12 protein-coding genes are annotated in these 12,149 nt (G+C 72.8%); 2 read left to right on the forward strand and 10 right to left on the reverse strand.

The window, feature by feature from the left end; genetic code table 11:
• On the reverse strand, positions 1 to 353 hold a 353-nt coding region (locus LLG88_01360; protein MCE5245557.1), incomplete at its 3' end, for a CTP-dependent riboflavin kinase.
• On the opposite strand from LLG88_01360, the gene LLG88_01365 reads away from it, so the two are divergent.
• On the forward strand, positions 264 to 2,303 hold the full coding sequence (locus LLG88_01365) for a carbon starvation protein A (protein MCE5245558.1): 2,040 nt from the start codon (positions 264 to 266) through the stop codon (positions 2,301 to 2,303). The genes LLG88_01360 and LLG88_01365 overlap by 90 nt on opposite strands.
• A 464-nt stretch (positions 2,304 to 2,767) precedes the next feature.
• On the opposite strand, the gene tatA is transcribed toward LLG88_01365, so the two are convergent.
• The 4 genes from tatA to LLG88_01385 all read right to left on the reverse strand — a co-directional run bounded on the left by tatA (position 2,768) and on the right by LLG88_01385 (position 6,779).
• Complete coding sequence (tatA, locus tag LLG88_01370; protein ID MCE5245559.1) at positions 2,768 to 2,926, reverse strand: twin-arginine translocase TatA/TatE family subunit; 159 nt, start codon at positions 2,924 to 2,926, stop codon at positions 2,768 to 2,770.
• A gap of 36 nt (positions 2,927 to 2,962) precedes the next feature.
• Positions 2,963 to 4,912: a selenocysteine-specific translation elongation factor gene (selB, locus tag LLG88_01375; GenBank protein MCE5245560.1), complete on the reverse strand. Its 1,950-nt coding sequence runs from the start codon at positions 4,910 to 4,912 to the stop codon at positions 2,963 to 2,965.
• A 37-nt stretch (positions 4,913 to 4,949) separates the two neighbouring features.
• A complete protein-coding gene (locus LLG88_01380; protein ID MCE5245561.1) occupies positions 4,950 to 5,789 on the reverse strand; it encodes an RNA polymerase sigma factor RpoD/SigA in 840 nt (279 codons plus the stop codon).
• A gap of 222 nt (positions 5,790 to 6,011) precedes the next feature.
• Positions 6,012 to 6,779: a rhomboid family intramembrane serine protease gene (locus LLG88_01385; protein ID MCE5245562.1), complete on the reverse strand. Its 768-nt coding sequence runs from the start codon at positions 6,777 to 6,779 to the stop codon at positions 6,012 to 6,014.
• Positions 6,780 to 7,000: 221 nt separating this feature from the next.
• On the opposite strand from LLG88_01385, the gene LLG88_01390 reads away from it, so the two are divergent.
• Positions 7,001 to 8,317, forward strand: a complete 1,317-nt coding sequence (locus LLG88_01390) for a sigma 54-interacting transcriptional regulator (protein ID MCE5245563.1) — start codon at positions 7,001 to 7,003, stop codon at positions 8,315 to 8,317.
• A gap of 37 nt (positions 8,318 to 8,354) precedes the next feature.
• Here the strand turns inward: LLG88_01390 and LLG88_01395 are convergent, their stop codons facing one another.
• Genes LLG88_01395 through LLG88_01415 form a run of 5 tightly spaced genes read right to left on the reverse strand, consistent with a single transcriptional unit; the run spans position 8,355 to position 12,115 of the window.
• Positions 8,355 to 9,431 (reverse strand): D-alanine--D-alanine ligase, encoded by a 1,077-nt coding sequence (locus tag LLG88_01395; protein ID MCE5245564.1) that lies wholly within the window; start codon positions 9,429 to 9,431, stop codon positions 8,355 to 8,357.
• Positions 9,432 to 9,436: 5 nt separating this feature from the next.
• The gene (hflX, locus tag LLG88_01400) at positions 9,437 to 10,735 is read right to left on the reverse strand and encodes a GTPase HflX (GenBank protein ID MCE5245565.1); all 1,299 of its coding nucleotides are present in this window, start codon (positions 10,733 to 10,735) and stop codon (positions 9,437 to 9,439) included.
• A complete protein-coding gene (locus LLG88_01405; GenBank protein ID MCE5245566.1) occupies positions 10,735 to 11,226 on the reverse strand; it encodes a TlpA family protein disulfide reductase in 492 nt (163 codons plus the stop codon). Before LLG88_01405 ends, hflX begins: the two co-directional genes overlap by 1 nt.
• Positions 11,202 to 11,993: a sulfite exporter TauE/SafE family protein gene (locus LLG88_01410; GenBank protein MCE5245567.1), complete on the reverse strand. Its 792-nt coding sequence runs from the start codon at positions 11,991 to 11,993 to the stop codon at positions 11,202 to 11,204. The genes LLG88_01405 and LLG88_01410 overlap by 25 nt, the downstream gene beginning before the upstream one ends.
• Before the next feature lie 5 nt (positions 11,994 to 11,998).
• A complete protein-coding gene (locus LLG88_01415; protein MCE5245568.1) occupies positions 11,999 to 12,115 on the reverse strand; it encodes a thioredoxin family protein in 117 nt (38 codons plus the stop codon).
• Positions 12,116 to 12,149 lie beyond the last annotated feature (34 nt).

Below are 12,149 nucleotides of genomic sequence, written 5' to 3' on the forward strand. Positions count from 1 at the left end.
ATGATCTCGTGATCCTTCTTCGCCAGAAAGGAGTTCAACTGCGGCAGATCGTCATCGCAGATGCGCACATTGAGGGTTCCCGGGAAGGGCCGAAAGCCAATGGCGCTATGAAATTGATCCCTGAACCACTCCAGGCTGGTAAAGAAGGCCCCCCGCCCCGCGCCTCTTGTCTCCGCGCTCCCGCTCGACGCCCCCGCCGCGCGCCTCTTGTCTCCGCGCTCGCTGAACGCCCACGCCGCTCGCGGGGCGTATGATGCGAAGCCATGAAAATGGTCAAAGTCGTCCTCTGGATCCTCGTCGCGATCCTCGGCGCCGGCGCGGCCGCCACGGTCGCGCTCGACCGCAACGAACACATCTCCGCCGCGTGGATCGTCGTCGCGGCGGTCTGCGTCTTCGCGATCGGCTACCGCTTCTACTCGAAGTTCATCGCGGCGAAGGTCCTCGCGCTCGACGACGCCCGCACCACCCCCGCGGTGCGGCTCAACGACGGGCGGGACTTCGTGCCGACGAACCGCTGGGTCGTCTTCGGCCATCACTTCGCGGCGATCGCCGGGCCGGGGCCGCTGATCGGACCGGTCCTCGCGGCGCAGTTCGGCTATCTCCCCGGCACGCTCTGGATCCTCGCCGGCGTCGTGCTCGGCGGCGCGGTGCAGGACTTCGTCACGCTCGGCCTGAGCCTGCGGCGCGACGGGCGCAGCCTGGCGAAGATGGCCCACGACAACCTCGGGAAGTGGGGCGCGCTCGCGGCGACGACCGGGATCCTCTGCATCATGATCATCCTCATCGCCGTCCTCGGGCTGGTCGTCGTCAAGGCGCTGGCCGAGAGCCCGTGGGGCCTCTTCACCGTCGGAGCGACGATTCCGATCGCGCTGCTGATGGGGTTCGTGATGCGCTCCGGCGAGGGTCGCGTGCGGCCGGCGACGATCATGGGGCTCGCGCTGCTGATCCTCGCGCTGGTCGGCGGGCACTTCGTCGCCCAGAGCGCGACGCTGGCGCCGATCTTCACCGTCGCGCCGCTCGCGCTGGCGCTGCTCGTCGTCCTCTACGGGCTCTGCGCCTCGGTGCTGCCGGTCTGGCTGCTCCTCGCGCCGCGCGACTACCTCTCGACGTTCGTCAAGCTCGGCACCGTGGCGATCCTCGCCGTGGGGATCGTCGCCGTGCGCCCCGAGCTGAAGATGCCGGCGCTGACGCAGTTCGTCGACGGCACCGGGCCGATCTTCGGCGGCAAGATCTTCCCCTTCTGCTTCATCACCATCGCCTGCGGCGCGATCTCCGGCTTCCACGCGCTGATCGCCTCCGGCACGACGCCGAAGATGCTCAAGCGGGAGCGCGACGCGCGGATGGTCGGCTACGGCAGCATGGTCCTCGAGGCGTTCGTGGCGATCATGGCGGTCGTCGCCGCCGCGTCGCTGCCGCCGGGGCAGTACTTCGCCGTCAACTCCAACAAGAGCCTGGAGTGGATCAACGCGCAGGGGTTCCCGGTCGCCGCGGAGGAGATGCAGGCCCTCGCGAACCGCGTGGGCGAGAAGACGGTCATCGGCCGCACCGGCGGCGCGCCGTGCCTCGCCGTCGGCATGGCGGAGATCTTCCACAAGTTCCTCGGCGGCGAGGAGCTGGCGGGGATCTGGTACCACTTCGCGATCATGTTCGAGGCGCTCTTCATCTTGACGACGCTCGACGCGGGGACGCGCGTCGGGCGCTACTTGCTGCAGGACGCGCTGTCGCGCGCCGCTCCCCGGCTCGCGGGAAGCGGCTGGGGGCCGAACCTCGCCACGTCGGCGATCTTCGTCGCGGCGTGGGGCTACTTCACCGTCGCCGGCGTGGTCGATCCGACCGGCGGCACGCGCGCCCTCTGGCCGCTCTTCGGCATCGCCAACCAGCTGCTCGCGGCGACGGCGCTGACCGTGGCGACGACGATCCTGATCCGCACGGGGCGGAAGCGGTTCGCCTGGGTCACCGGGATTCCGCTGGTGTTTCTGCTCGCGGTGACGCTCGTGGCGGGGCTCGAGTACATCTTCCACCCCGACCCGAACATCGGGTTCCTGGCCAAGGCGGCGGCGATCCAGAGCGGCGCGATCGACATTCCGGCGGCGCAGCGCGGGATGCAGATCTGGAACGCGCGGCTCGACAGCTTCATCGCCGGGCTGTTCATCTGCCTCGTGATCGTCGTGGTCGTGTCGGCGTCGCGGGTCTGGACGCGTTACCTGCGCGCCGGCGCGCCGGTCGATCCGGACGGGCCGCCGCCGCAGGGCTGCTGCGGCGATGGCGGAAAGGAATACGAAGGGCCGATGGCCTGCTGCTGATCGGCGAACGCGGTTCTTGCGGGACGCAAGGCGCGCGGGGCTCCGGGGGACGCAAGGCGCGCGGTCCTTGCGGCGTGGTCGGTCGGCCGTCCGGGGGGGCTCCGCGGACCCTAGAACTCAAGGGTTCCGCGGAGCCCCCCCGGCCCGGCCGACCTCCATTCGCAGGATCAATACCAACCGACAAACCAACCGACATTCGACCCGGCATTCGAACCGACAATCCGTAGGGGAGGCTGGCGCGTCCCGACGATCGTCGCCGCGCTCAGGGAACCTCCGCGCCTGCCTCCCGACGTGAGCTTCGCACCGCGTTGCCGTTCGACGTTTCGACGGCAGGGTGCCGACATGAGCCTCGCACCGCGTTGCCGTTCGACGTTTCAACGGCAAGGTGCCGCGGGGTTCGCGTCGGGCGGCAGGCGCGGTGGGGCGCCGTGGTTTCGACGATCTTCGCGACGCGCCGGCCGCCCCTACGGTTTTTTCTCGTCCTTCGAGGCTTCGTTCATCGACTGGCGGAAGTTCTTGATCCCTTCGCCGAGACTCTTGCCCAGTTCGGGCAGACGGCGCGCGCCGAAGAAGAGAACCGCCAGAACGAGGAGAAGCAGGATCTCCGGAACGCCCAGGTTCATCTGACACCTCCGGGACGGTCGCCCGTCCCTTGTCTATTATTGCTTCCCCCGCTCGTTCGTCCACGCCTGACGGACCCGTCTTTCGTTCCCCACCCGCTGCGTCACGCCGACGTCGTCGAGCTTCTCCAGCAGCGGAATCGCGTATTTCCGGGTCAGCCCGAACAGTTCCTTGAACTCCGGCACGCCGAACGTCGTCCGTCCGCCTTCCGCCTCGGCGCGCAGCCGCTCGGCGAGCGCGCGGAACGCGGAGGCCGAAACGTAGGCGCCGTCCCCCAGCCGGATCGCCTCGCGCCGTCGCAGCGCGAATCCGGCCAAGCCCTTGTCCGGCGCGCCGAGCCCGGCGCGGCGCAGCCACTCATCCTCCGGGAGCGCCTCGAGGCCGGCCGCCTCCAGCGCCGCGAGAAGACGGTCGTAGCGGCGCTTCTCCTCGCCCTCGAGATCGACGCGGTGCGAGGCGAGCCGAACCGCGTCGGCCTCGACGACGATTCCGCCCCCCGCGGCGAACGCCTCGAGCAGGGCCCGAAACTCCCCCTGCGGCCAGCGCGGCGCGAGGACCGCGCGCAGCGGCTCCGGCGCGACCCCCGTCTCCAGCGGACGCTCGCGGTGGCGGCGCGACAGCTCGGCGCGCAGCGCCTTCTCCAGCGCGGCGAAAGCGTCCGCCGCGAGCAGCAGCTCTCCCGCCACGAGGTGGAAGCGCGCGCCGCGCCCCCCCTTGGCGAGCCCCTCGGCGATCTCCTTCGCCGCCGCCGGCTCGAGCCCGATAAGCGGCGCGCGCTCGGCGAGCGGCAGCCCGCGCTCGCCCGCCTCCTCGGCGGCGACGGCCAGACGCTCCGCGCCGGTCATCGCCGCGAGCGCCGCCGCGCGCGTTCCCCACGCCGCGTCCTTCGGACTCCGGCGCGGCGGATCGAGATCGGCGACGACGCCGCCGGCGAGGGTCGCGACCGGGCTGAAGCGCCGCAGCACGAAGCGGTCCCCCGGCAACGCGGCGAGCGGCGCCTCGAGGCGCAGCTGCCCCCCGCCGCTCTCCCCCGCGGCGAGCCGCCCCGGCGGCGGCAGGCGGAGACGCGCCATCACCTCCGCGGTGCCGAGGTGCACGCGCACCCGCATCCCTTCCTCGAGCGGCGCCGGAGCGTCGCGCAGGACGGTCAGCGCGGCGTCGAAGACCGAGGCGGCGACGTCGCGCCCCGGCGGCACGAGCGTCATGCCGCGTTCGAGGCGCGCGCGGTCCACGCCCTGAAGATTGACCGCGACGCGGCGGCGCGGCGGCGCGCAGTCCACCGACGCGCCGTGGACCTGCAGGCCGCGCACGCGCGCCTCCGGCCCGCCCGGCGAGGCGACGAGCGGATCGCCGACCCGCAGCGCGCCGCCGTGCAGCGTGCCGGTGACGACGGTGCCGAACCCCTTCGCCGCGAAGACGCGGTCGATCGGCAGGCGCGGCCACGGCCCCGCCGCCTCGCGCGGCGCGCGCTCCGCCGCGGACCGCAGCGCGGCGCGCAGCGCGTCGAGCCCTTCGCCGGTCGCGCCGCTCACCTTGACCAGCGGCGCGTCGTCGAGGAACGTGCCGCGGACGAGTTCGCGGACCTCCTCCGCGGCGAGGTCGGTCAGTTCGGGACCGGCGAGGTCGATGCGCGTCAGCGCGACGACCCCCGTCCCGAGGCCGAGCAGGCGGCAGATCCCCAGATGCTCGCGCGTCTGCGGCATCACCGACTCGTCGGCGGCGACGACCAGCAGCAGCAGGTCGATTCCCGACGCGCCGGCGAGCATGTTGTGGACGAACTTCTCGTGGCCCGGAACGTCCACGAAGGAGAACTCGACGCCGTCCCACGCGGCGTGCGCGAAGCCGAGGTCGATCGTGATCCCGCGGCGCCGCTCTTCCGGGAGGCGGTCGGGATCGACGCCGGTCAGGGCGCGGACGAGCGTCGACTTGCCGTGGTCGATGTGGCCCGCCGTGCCGACGACGACGTGGCGCGCGGACGTCTCCGCCATCCGGTCCTCCGCGCGCGATTGTACGCGCGGCGGCCGATCAGACGCGGTGCGGGGCGCGCGGGCGGTTGAAGAGGCGCCGCAGGCGGGCCTTGGCCTGCGTTTCGATCTGGCGCACCCGCTCGCGCGACACGCCCATCTGCTCGCCGATCTCCTTGAGCGTGAGGATCGGGCAGCCGTCGAGGCCGAAGCGGTGGCGGACGACGATCTGCTCCTGCTCGGAGAGGTGCTGCAGCGCGTCGCCGACGAGCGACGTTCCCTCGCGGCGGATCAGGTTCTCCTCGGGGCTCTCCGAATCCTGGTCGATCAAGTAGTCGGAGACCGGGGTCTTCTTCTCCTTGCCGACCGTGTCGTCGAGCGAGACCTCCTTGGAGTGGACCTGCAGCGTCTGGTCGACCTTCTTCAGCGTGGTGTCGAGGCGGTCGCTGATTTCGTGGCGCTCCGGCGCCCGGCCGAGCTCCTTGCGCAGCGTGTGCTCGGCCTCGCGGACCTGCTTGACCTTCTTCATCTGGTAGGTCGGGACGCGGACCAAGTTGACCTGCTCCGCGAGCGCCTTGAGGATCGCCTTGCGGATCCACCAGATGGCGTAGGTGATGAACTTCGTCCCCTTCTCGGGGTCGTAGCGGCGCGCGGCCTCGATCAGCCCGAGGTTCCCCTCGTTGAGCAGGTCCTCGAGCGGCAGGCCGAGGTTGCGGTACTCGCTGGCGACCTTGACGACGAAGGAGAGGTTCGAGGCGACGAGATGCTCGAACGCGTCCTTGTCCCCCTTCCGGACGCGGTGCGCGAGCTGTTGCTCCTGCTCTTTGGTCAGGAGGGGATAGGCCCGGATTTCCGAGAAGTACCGGCTCAGAACCGACCTGTCCGAGTTGTTTCGGTCCATGGGTCCTCGCCCGGCCTCCGCCGTCCGTCCCGTCGGAGGGCCATTCCAGCCGTCGCTGGCATTCAACGACGGCCGGACCTCGTTCGAACGCCCCGGCCGCCGCCTGGTCTTTCACCGCGGCGATGAGAGCGCGACTATCTCCCGATTCGCGGGTGTCCGTCAAGCCCAGTAAACAGCGACCGGCTCTTTGTTTCCCGCCGCCGATCCACTTATTTTGGCCGTTCAGTTGATGTCGAACGGCCCCGGGCCGCCCTTGACGACCCGAAACTGCGGATGACGGCGTTTTCTGCGGAACCAGGACCCCGGACGGATGAACCCCTTGAAATAGAGGAAACCGGCCGCCAGCCCCCCGAGATGGGCCGCGTAGGAGACCGACCCGGCCCCGCCCGGCATCAGCGCGTCCTGGACCGCGCCGTAAACGTTGATCAAGGCGTAGGCCAGCGCCATCACCCACGCCGGAAGCGGGAACGGGATCGGGAAGATGAAGACCCGCCGTTCGGGATAGAGGAGCGCGAAGGCGACGACCAGCCCGATGACGCCCCCCGAGGCGCCGATGACCGGGATCGTCGCGCCGGTCAGCAGCAGCGCAAGCAGCACGACCGCCGCGCCGCCGCCGGCGACGCAGACGAGGAAGTAGCGCACGAAGCCGCGCGTGCCGAGCACCCGCTCGACGTCGCCGCCGAACATCCAGAGGCCGAGCCCGTTGAGCAGCAGATGGACCACCCCGCCGTGGAGCAGCGCGTAGGTGAGGAGCTGCCACGCCGCGATCGGCGGCGTCGCCTGCCCCGCGGCGTCGCGCAGCCGGAGCTGCGGATCGAGCGCCAGCAGGTCCATCGCCCGCGCGTAGAGATCGGGCGCCCCGAAGCGCAGGACGAGCTGCAGGACGAACATCCCGCCGAGGACGTAGAGGATGCGCCGCACGGCCGGCGTGAACGGCGGCAGGGCGAGCGTGACCGTTCCTCCCCCGTAGGGGCCGCGATAGTAGGACATAGGCGGCAATTATAGGGGACGGGGCGGAGGTTGCCGCCGCGGGACGAAGCGCCGCGCGGCGCGGACGCGGGCGGACGTTGCCGCCGCGGGACGAAGCGCCGAGCGGCGCGGAGGCGCGACGGGCCGGGCCGGCGTAAGACATCCTCGCCGCGCGCCGCGGCCGACGAGGTGTTCAGGGTCGGCGTCCCCGGCGGCGCGGTCGTCTTGCGGGGGGAGCACCGATGACCGCGCAGCCGAGCGCCGGGCCGGCCTGCCCGGCGGACGAGATCGCCGCCCTCTTCGCGCGACTCGCGCCGCGGGCGCTGCGCCCGGCCGCCTTCGCCTGCGTCGGCGGGACGGAGTGGCTCTGGCCCGGCGAGGGCGAGGCCGGCTCGCGCGCCGCGCGGCGGATGGCGGAGCTGGCGCTCCTCGCCGAGCGGGAGCGGACGCTCGTCGAAGGGCGGCGCACCTGGCTCGTCTCGGCCGTGGAAGGGCCGTATCCGGGAATCTGCGGCGTCTCGGCCGCGGACGTCGGCCGCGACGTCGATCTGCGGCCGGTCCTCGCGGCGGTGCGGCGCCAGTTCGCCCGCCGGCAGGCGTTCGCCCTCGCCGTCGCGAACGATCCGTTCGCGCCGCTCCTCGCCGCCTCGCCGTCGCTCGCCGCGGCCGCCGACACGCTGCGCCGCGTCGCCCCGACCAAGCTCTCCGTCCTGATCCTCGGCGAAACCGGCGCCGGCAAGGAGGTCCTCGCCAGGGCGCTCCACGCCGCCTCCGGCCGCGCCGGTCCGTTCGTCGCCGAGAACTGCGCCGCCCTGCCCGAGGCGCTGCTCGAGGCCGAGCTGTTCGGCGCCCGGCGCGGCGCCTTCACCGGCGCCTCGATCGACCGCAAGGGGCGCATCGCCGAGGCGCACGGCGGGACGCTCCTCCTCGACGAGATCGGCGATCTTCCCGCGCCGCTGCAGGCGAAGCTGCTCCGCGCGCTGCAGACCGGCGAGGTCCGCGCGCTCGGCGCGGACCGGGCGCGCGCGGTGGACGTGCGGATCGTCGCCGCGACCCACCGCCGCGTGGACGCCTCGGGGAGCGGCTTCCGGCGCGACCTCTACTACCGCCTCGCCGCGGTCGTGGTCGAGGCGCCGCCGCTCCGCGCGCGGCGCGGCGACCTCCCCTATCTCGTCGCCTCGCTCCTCGCGCGCGCCGCCGCCGAGGGGCTCGGGCCCGGGCGGCGCATCGACGGCGAGGGGCTCGCGGTCCTCGCCTGCGCCGACTTCCCCGGCAACGTCCGCGAGCTCGACAACCTGCTGCGGCGCGCGGCGGCGCTCAGCCCCGGGCCGTCGATTCCCGGCCCGATGCTGCGCCCGCCGCAGCCGTCGGCGGAGTTTCCGACGAACCTCGAGGCGCGGGCGATCCTGGAAGCGTTGAAGCTGGCCGACGGCAAGAAGACCGAAGCGGCGCGGCGCCTCGGTTGGACGCGCCAGAAGCTGTACCGCCGCCTCGCCGCGCTCTTCCCGCCGGGGTTCGCCACGGCGCGGCGGCCGCGGCAGCCCGGCTTCGGCGCGTGACGGCGCCGCCGCCGCCCGGCGGCACGTCCGTCTCGCGTCAGCGGTTCACGGCCGCGCCGAGCGGCCCGAGCGACCGCGCCTCGAGCGCCAGCTCGACCAGCCTCGTCAGCAGTTCGCCGTACGGCAGCCCGCTCGCCTCCCAGAGGCGCGGGTACATCGAGATCGGCGTGAAGCCGGGGAGGGTGTTGAGCTCGTTGAGCACGAGGCGCCCCGTCGTCCGCGAGAGCAGGAAATCGACGCGCGACATGCCGAGGCAGTCGAGCGCGCGGAAGGCCCGCGTCGCCATGGCGCGGATCCGCTCCCGCAGTTCGTCGTCGAGCGGCGCGGGCACGAGCAGCCGCGAGTCCGGGTCGTCGTACTTGGCGTGGTAGTCGTAGAACGCGCCGTGGGGCACGATCTCCCCCGGCACGGACGCCTCCGGCTCGAGGTTCCCGAGCACCGCGACCTCGATCTCGCGCGCCTCGGGAATCCCCTCCTCGACGACGACCTTGCTGTCCACGCGCCGTGCGGCCGCGAGCGCGGCGGCGAAGTCCTCTTCGCGTTCGACCTTGGAGATCCCGACCGACGAGCCGGCGCGCGCCGGCTTGACGAAGCAGGGGAAGCCGAGCGCGCGCACGGCGGGCAGCGCGGCGGCGGCGTCCTCGGCGCCCTTTCCTTCGAGCACGACGTCCCGCGCGACCGCGATCCCTTCGGCCGCGAGCAGCCGCTTGGCGCGGTCCTTGTCCATCGCCAGCGCGGAGCCGAGAACCCCCGGCCCGACGCAGGCGACGTCGGCCAGCGCGAGCGCGCCTTGCAGCGTGCCGTCCTCGCCGCCCGAGCCGTGGATGATCGGGAAGACGACGTCGATCGGCGGCGTCAGCGGCTCGCCCGTCTCCTCGTCGCGCAGGCGGCGGTCGCCGCCGTGCGCGGGCCAACGCACCGGACGCCCCTCGCCGCGGGCGAGGCCGCCGCGCAGCAGTTCCGGCCCGCCGAGGCGCGGCCGTCCGTTCCGCTCGACGCCGACCAGCACGACGTCGAAGCGGCCGCGGTCGAGATTGGCGTCGATCCCCGCCGCGGAGACCAGCGAGACGTCGTGTTCCGGCGAGCGCCCGCCGAAGACCAAGGCCAGCGTGATCCGCTTCATTCTTCGTCTCCCTCCGCCTCGGCGAACCGCCGCCGCAGTTCGCCCGCCGCGCGCGCCCCGGCGACGAACGTGATGATCATCTCGTCGTCCCGCTGCTCGACCCGCTCGACCTTCGCCTCGCGGTGGCACAGCGCCAGCAGGTCGCCGCGCGCGACCGGCGCGGCGAGCGTCACGCGGACCTCCTCGCCGAGCAGCCGGTCGGCCAGCTTCCGCGCCAGCTCCGCCACCCCTTCCCCGGTGCGCGCCGACGTGAAGCAGGCGTCGGCGTGGCGCGCGCGGAGCGCCGCGACCAGCTCCTTCGGGGCGACGTCGATCTTGTTGTAGACCAAGAGGCGCGGCTGATCGCCGAGACCGGTCTCGTCGAGCACCCGTTCCGCGGTGGCCAGCTGCTCCTCCCCCTTCGGGTGGGCGATGTCCACCACGATCAGCAGCAGATCGGCCTCCCCCGCCTCCTGGAACGTGCTGCGGAAGGCGGCGACGAGGTCGTGCGGCAGCTTGCGGATGAAGCCGACCGTGTCCTTGGCCAGCGCCGCGCCGCGGCGGCCGAAGTCGAGCCGCCGCACCGTGGCGTCGAGCGTCGCGAACAGCCGGTCCTCGACGAAGACGCCGGTCTTGGTGAGCGCGTTGAAGAGGGACGACTTGCCGACGTTGGTGTAGCCGACGAGCGCGACCTGCGGCATGCCGGCCCGCGTGCGTCGCCGCACCGAGCGGGCGCGGTCCACCTTCTCCAGGTCGCGCTTCAGGTGGTCGATCCGCCGGCGGATCATCCGGCGGTCCAGTTCGATCTGCTTCTCGCCGGCGCCCTTCGTGCCGCCCGGGCCGCCGCCGACCTGGCGCGAGAGGTGCGCCCAGCGGCCGGCGAGGCGCGGCAGGAGGTACTCGAGCTGCGCGATCTCGACCTGCGTGCGCGCCTCCCGGCTGCGCGCGCGCTGGGCGAAGATGTCGATGATCACGCCGGCGCGGTCCACCACCGGCACGTCGCCGATCTTCTCGAGGTTCCGCACCTGCGCCGGCGAAAGGTCCTCGTCCACGATCAGGACGGCGGCGCCGAGCGCCTTGGCCATCGAACCGACGTCCCCCGCCTGCCCCTTGCCGACGAAGGTGGCGGCGCTGATCTCGCGGCAGGGCAGCACGGCGCGTCCGGCGTCGGAGAAGCCGGCGGTGTCGGCCAGCGCGGCCAGCTCGTCGAGCTGGCCTTCGACCTCGGTCTGCGTCGAGCCGGGGCGGACGACGCCCACGAGGAAGGCCGCGCCGCGTTCCCCCGCGGCGCCGCCGAAAAACGAGTCTTCGTTCATCAGTCTCCCGGACTGGAAAGCCAGCGGTGAAGCCGCGCGGCGTCGGGCGTCCGCTCGCCCGCGGAGAGCACCTTCCCGCCGGGGCCGACGACGACGTGCCACGGGAGCGCCTCGGCGCCGTACATCCGCTCGAGCCGTCCCCCTTCGTCGAACGCCGCCGCGCCGTCGTAGCCGAGCGCGCGCAGCCAGGCGGCGAATTCGGCCGGCGACTCGCGGCGCGCGACGCCGACCACGACGAGCTGGTAGTCGGCGCGGCGCATCCGCGCGGCGAGCCGGCGCAGCGCCTGCATCTCCGCTTCGCAGGGGCCGCACCAGCGGGCGACGAAGACGAAATGGACGATGCCGCGCCCCTCGCCGGGGCGCACGACGCCGCCGCCGAGCAACGGCGTCGGCGCCGGCGGCGCGGCCGCGGCGGCGCAGGCCAGCGCGGCGAACGCGACGGCCAGCGCCGCGGGGCGGGCCAGCCTCACCAGCGCTGCCAGCCCTGCCACAGGAAGTACCCGGCGAGGACGATCATCAGCCCGCCGACGATCTTTTTGAGGATGACCATCCAGCCGCCCGGCTTGGGCAGGGCGGTGGCGAGGCCGGAGAAGATCCCGAGGGCGAGGAAGAGCACCCCCAGCCCCAAGCTGAAGGAGAACATCCCCAGCGCCCCGAAGACCGGACGTCCCTGACGGCCGACCATCGCCAGCAGCGGGAAGACGATCGGCGCCGCGCACGGCGCGGCGACCAGCCCGGACGTGGCGCCCATGAACGCCGCGCCGAGGAGCCCTTCGCGCGGCCCGCCGCCCAGACGGTTCATCAGGAACGACGGAACGCGGATCTCGAACAGCCCGAGCAGCGACAGCCCGAAGACGAGCATGACCACGGCGACGAAGGCGTAGGCCCAGAAGGTCTGCGTCAGCCCGCCGAACGTCTGCCCGAGCGAGGCCGCGACGACGCCCAGCACGGTGTAGACGACCGCCATGCCCAGCACGTAGGCGACGGCGCGCAGCACCACGCGCCGCCGCCGCGCGGCCGCGGAGACGCCCGTCGCCGCCGACGACTCCGCGCCGCCCATGTAGGCGACGACGATCGGGATCATCGGGTAGACGCACGGGGTCAGCGAGGCCAGCAGGCCGCCGACGAAAAAGATCGCCAGCGCCGCCGGCAGCGACGCTCCTTGGGCCGACTGCGCCAAGTCGCGGGAAAGCCTTCCGATCCACGCCGCCTCTTCCGCGAGAGGCGCCGCAAGAGAGGCGGCGAGAGGGATGAGCATCGGCACTACGCTCCGATCGCCTCGGTCAGGATCGACGCGAGCTCGCTCTTCGGCCGGTTGCCGACGACCTGCTTCGTCACCTGCCCTTCCTGGAAGAGGATCATCGTCGGCACCGACATGATGCGGAACCGCTGCGCCGCGTTGCGCGACTCGTCG

This window comes from bacterium (assembly GCA_021372775.1).
Taxonomy (GTDB): Bacteria; Acidobacteriota; Polarisedimenticolia; order J045; family J045; genus JAJFTU01.

Excerpts from the sequence above, each read along its gene's own strand:
- LLG88_01385 (MCE5245562.1), bottom strand. The coding sequence starts at position 6,779 with ATGTCCTACTATCGCGGCCCCTACGGGGGAGGAACGGTCACGCTCGCC.
- hflX (MCE5245565.1), bottom strand. The coding sequence starts at position 10,735 with ATGAACGAAGACTCGTTTTTCGGCGGCGCCGCGGGGGAACGCGGCGCG.
- LLG88_01365 (MCE5245558.1), top strand. The coding sequence starts at position 264 with ATGAAAATGGTCAAAGTCGTCCTCTGGATCCTCGTCGCGATCCTCGGC.
- LLG88_01410 (MCE5245567.1), bottom strand. The coding sequence starts at position 11,993 with ATGCTCATCCCTCTCGCCGCCTCTCTTGCGGCGCCTCTCGCGGAAGAG.
- LLG88_01390 (MCE5245563.1), top strand. The coding sequence starts at position 7,001 with ATGACCGCGCAGCCGAGCGCCGGGCCGGCCTGCCCGGCGGACGAGATC.
- tatA (MCE5245559.1), bottom strand. The coding sequence starts at position 2,926 with ATGAACCTGGGCGTTCCGGAGATCCTGCTTCTCCTCGTTCTGGCGGTT.
- selB (MCE5245560.1), bottom strand. The coding sequence starts at position 4,912 with ATGGCGGAGACGTCCGCGCGCCACGTCGTCGTCGGCACGGCGGGCCAC.
- LLG88_01380 (MCE5245561.1), bottom strand. The coding sequence starts at position 5,789 with ATGGACCGAAACAACTCGGACAGGTCGGTTCTGAGCCGGTACTTCTCG.